The organism is Romboutsia sp. (assembly GCF_051659545.1).
In the GTDB taxonomy this organism is placed as follows: Bacteria; Bacillota; Clostridia; order Peptostreptococcales; family Peptostreptococcaceae; genus JBOFOR01.
The window spans coordinates 1-3,249 of sequence record NZ_JBOFOR010000103.1 but is presented as its reverse complement, the minus strand read 5'-3'; the positions used below and the strand labels follow the sequence as shown (position 1 = coordinate 3,249).

Below are 3,249 nucleotides of genomic sequence, written 5' to 3'. Positions count from 1 at the left end.
ACTACAAAAGAATACTCTACTAGTGTAACAAATAAGTAGACAAAAAAAACTACATCAATGGGTAATAGATATTGAATTTTGAAGTAACTACAATATAAGTGTAATCATAATTAATAGACTTCAGAGAAATTTATTTATTATGAAAAAATATTAGTAGAAATTTCTTTGAAATATATGAAGTTCATAGGTTGGATAAGCTTAGGGGTTTTAATAAAAATTATTATAAAAAACAGGGGGATTTTCATGCCAAAAAAATTACAAAAGTTAAGTACTAAAAAATTAATAGTAGCAGGGTTAATTGCAACTTCAGTAGCAGGTACAGCATTGCCAGTAACTACATTTGCATTAGAACCTAAAGATACAGTAGAAAATACAAAGGATCAAGTAGTAGAAACTAAAAAATTAACAGAAATTGAGATTGATCAATTATTAAATGACGCTCAAACAGAGGCTAATAATGCATTAAGTACATTAGACGAATGTGACTTCACAATATATGGAGAATGGGAAAGAATGTCTGATTACATGAAAGCTGCATTGAGTAGAATAAATGGAGCTTTATATAATGGAGCAGATGCGAGTGATCAAAGAATAGTAAACGTAAATAAGGCCTTAGAAAAAATAAATAGAAGCTATAATAGTATAGTAGGAAGAATTCAACATTCTATAAATGGATTAGAAACTCAATTTGCAAATGGAAGCTTAGAGGGTAAAGAAATAGCGGTACAACAATTTGAGCAAATAATAAAAGAAGAAAGAGATAACTTAAAAGGCGAATATGTAAATGAAACTACTATAAAGAGTGCAGAAGAAAAATTAGAACAATATAAATTAAAGTTAGAACTAGCTAGAGCAGTACATGAAGCAGATATGACATCAAATATGCTAAAGGATGCAGATTTTACTCAAAGTGGCCAATGGGAATTAATGGCTAGTTACATAGGTGCAGCAGTAGATAGAGTAAATGGAGTTAGACATAACGGAATAGAAAATGAAGATACAAAGTATGTATATGATACATTAGCAAATGTTAATAAAAGCTATAATAGTATAGTAGGTAGAATAAACCATGCTATAAATGGAATCAAAGCCCAATTTGAAAATGGTACAAAAGAAGGCCGAACAATAGCAGTAAATCAATTAGAACAAATAATCATAGAGGAAGAAAATTTAAAATATGAATATGTAAATAAATCTACACTAGAAAGTGCAAAAAGCTTGTTAGCGCAATATAAGAACGAATTAGATAAAACAGCTAAAGATAATACAGAAGTAAAGGGAGAATTGAAAGAACAATTAGAGGTAGCACGAGGTGAAGTTAAAATAGCTATAGAGCGTTTAGAAAATGCAGATTTTACTCAAAGAGGTTCATGGGAATATATGTCTAGCTTCATAGGAGCAGCTGTAGATAGAGCAAATGGTCTTGTGTATAATGGAGTAGAATATAAAGAAGTAGAGGGGATATACACAGCATTAGCTAAAATAAATGGAAGCTATAATAGTATAGTAGCAAGAATACAACATGCTATAAATGGATTAGAAACTCAATTTGCAAATGGAAGCTTAGAGGGGAAAGAAATAGCGGTACAACAATTTGAGCAAATAATAAAAGAAGAAAGAGATAACTTAAAAGGCGAATATGTAAATCAAACTACTATAAATAGTGCAGAAAAAATATTAGAACAATACAAATTAAAATTAGAATTAGCAAGAGCTGTACATGAAGCAAATATGACATCAAATATGTTAAAGGGCGCAGACTTTACCCAAAGTGGTCAATGGGAATTAATGGCTAGCTACATAGGTGCAGCAGTAGATAGAGTAAATGGAGTTAGACATAATGGAATAGAAAATGAAGATACAAAATATGTATATGATACATTAGCAAAAGTAAATGATAGTTATAGCAGTATAGTAGCAAGAATACAACATGCTATAGCTGGTGTTAAAGTTCAATTTGAACAAGGTGGAGAAGAAGGCCAAAAAATAGCTATTGAACAATTAGAACAAGTAATAAATGAAGAAAGAAATTTGAATTATGAATATGTAAACAAAACAACTGTAGATAGTGCTGAAAAAATATTAAATGAATATAAAGATAAATTCATACCCATGATAGAAAGAGCTAATTAATTTAAAATAAAAGTTAAATTTTATATTTTAAGCGTAGACGGAGTCTACGCTTTTTAACGATTATAACTAAGGTAACAAGTAAAATTCATACCCATCTTTTCTAGCCTCATCAATAACCTCACCAAGAATACTAGCATTTGTTTTAGATATAGCATGTAACAACAATATAGAACCATCATGAAGATGGCTAAAAATATGATTTTTAGCATATCCAACACCTGGCTGACTATTAGGTTCATAATCACCATAAGCAAAACTCCAAAATACAGTCTTATAACCTAAATCTTTAGTCATGGCTAAACTCTTTTCAGAGTACTTACCCATAGGTGGTCTAAAAAATTTAGGCATATCTTGACCGGTCAATTTCTTGAATCTATCTTCAACATCATAAAGCTCTTTATTAAAAGCCACAGCAGAATAAGTAACACTAGGCATAGAGTAGTGGTGCTTAGTATGATTAGCTACCACATGACCTTCAGCCACCATTCTTTTTACCGTATCAGGAGAATAACAAATATAATGAGAAGTAACAAAGAAAATAGCTTTTACATTCTTTTCTTTTAAAACATCTAAAATTCGTTCAGTATATCCATTTTCATAACCTTCATCAAAAGTTAAATACAAAGATTTCTTATTAGAATTAGTTGGACCATTATAAATAGCATTATAATCATTTAATTCAAAATTTAGTTTGTCGTTAATTTTAGGTGTTCTAGCTTGGGTATTCGGAATAAAAAACCAATTAATACAAGTATTATCAAAATCAGCAAGTTGGATTTTAAACCTTTCCTTATTTATCCCCATAGAAATATTTGTACTAGCTATAGAACAACCAGACAAAGAAAAACATAAAGACAAGACAGTTAAAAGACAAGTCAGTTTTTTCAAAAATAACACCTTCTTTGCTAAAAAATCAATGCTTATATCAAATATCATTCCATACAATAATGACATTATAAGTGGAAAAAATAGAAACAATATATATATGTTCCATTAAATATTGTCACTTTTTATAATATATTTTGTTTCAGTAAAAATACTGGTATTATATAGATAAATATATTATCATAATTGGAGAAATTTATTAATGAACAACTTGGATAAAGCATCAGAAAT

The 3,249-nt window shown here is 29.1% G+C and carries 2 protein-coding genes; one reads left to right on the top strand and one right to left on the bottom strand.

Annotated features, from left to right (window positions below; translation table 11 throughout):
* Positions 1–243: 243 nt before the first annotated feature.
* Positions 244–2,133, top strand: coding sequence for a hypothetical protein (locus ACRC03_RS06275; protein WP_438651700.1), 1,890 nt, complete (start codon positions 244–246; stop codon positions 2,131–2,133).
* A 66-nt stretch (positions 2,134–2,199) separates the two neighbouring features.
* Here the strand turns inward: ACRC03_RS06275 and ACRC03_RS06270 are convergent, their stop codons facing one another.
* Positions 2,200–3,021 (bottom strand): delta-lactam-biosynthetic de-N-acetylase, encoded by an 822-nt coding sequence (locus tag ACRC03_RS06270; protein WP_438651699.1) that lies wholly within the window; start codon positions 3,019–3,021, stop codon positions 2,200–2,202.
* Positions 3,022–3,249: the final 228 nt, after the last annotated feature.

Coding starts and splice junctions, on each gene's coding strand:
- ACRC03_RS06275 (WP_438651700.1), top strand. CDS start 244: ATGCCAAAAAAATTACAAAAGTTAAGTACTAAAAAATTAATAGTAGCA.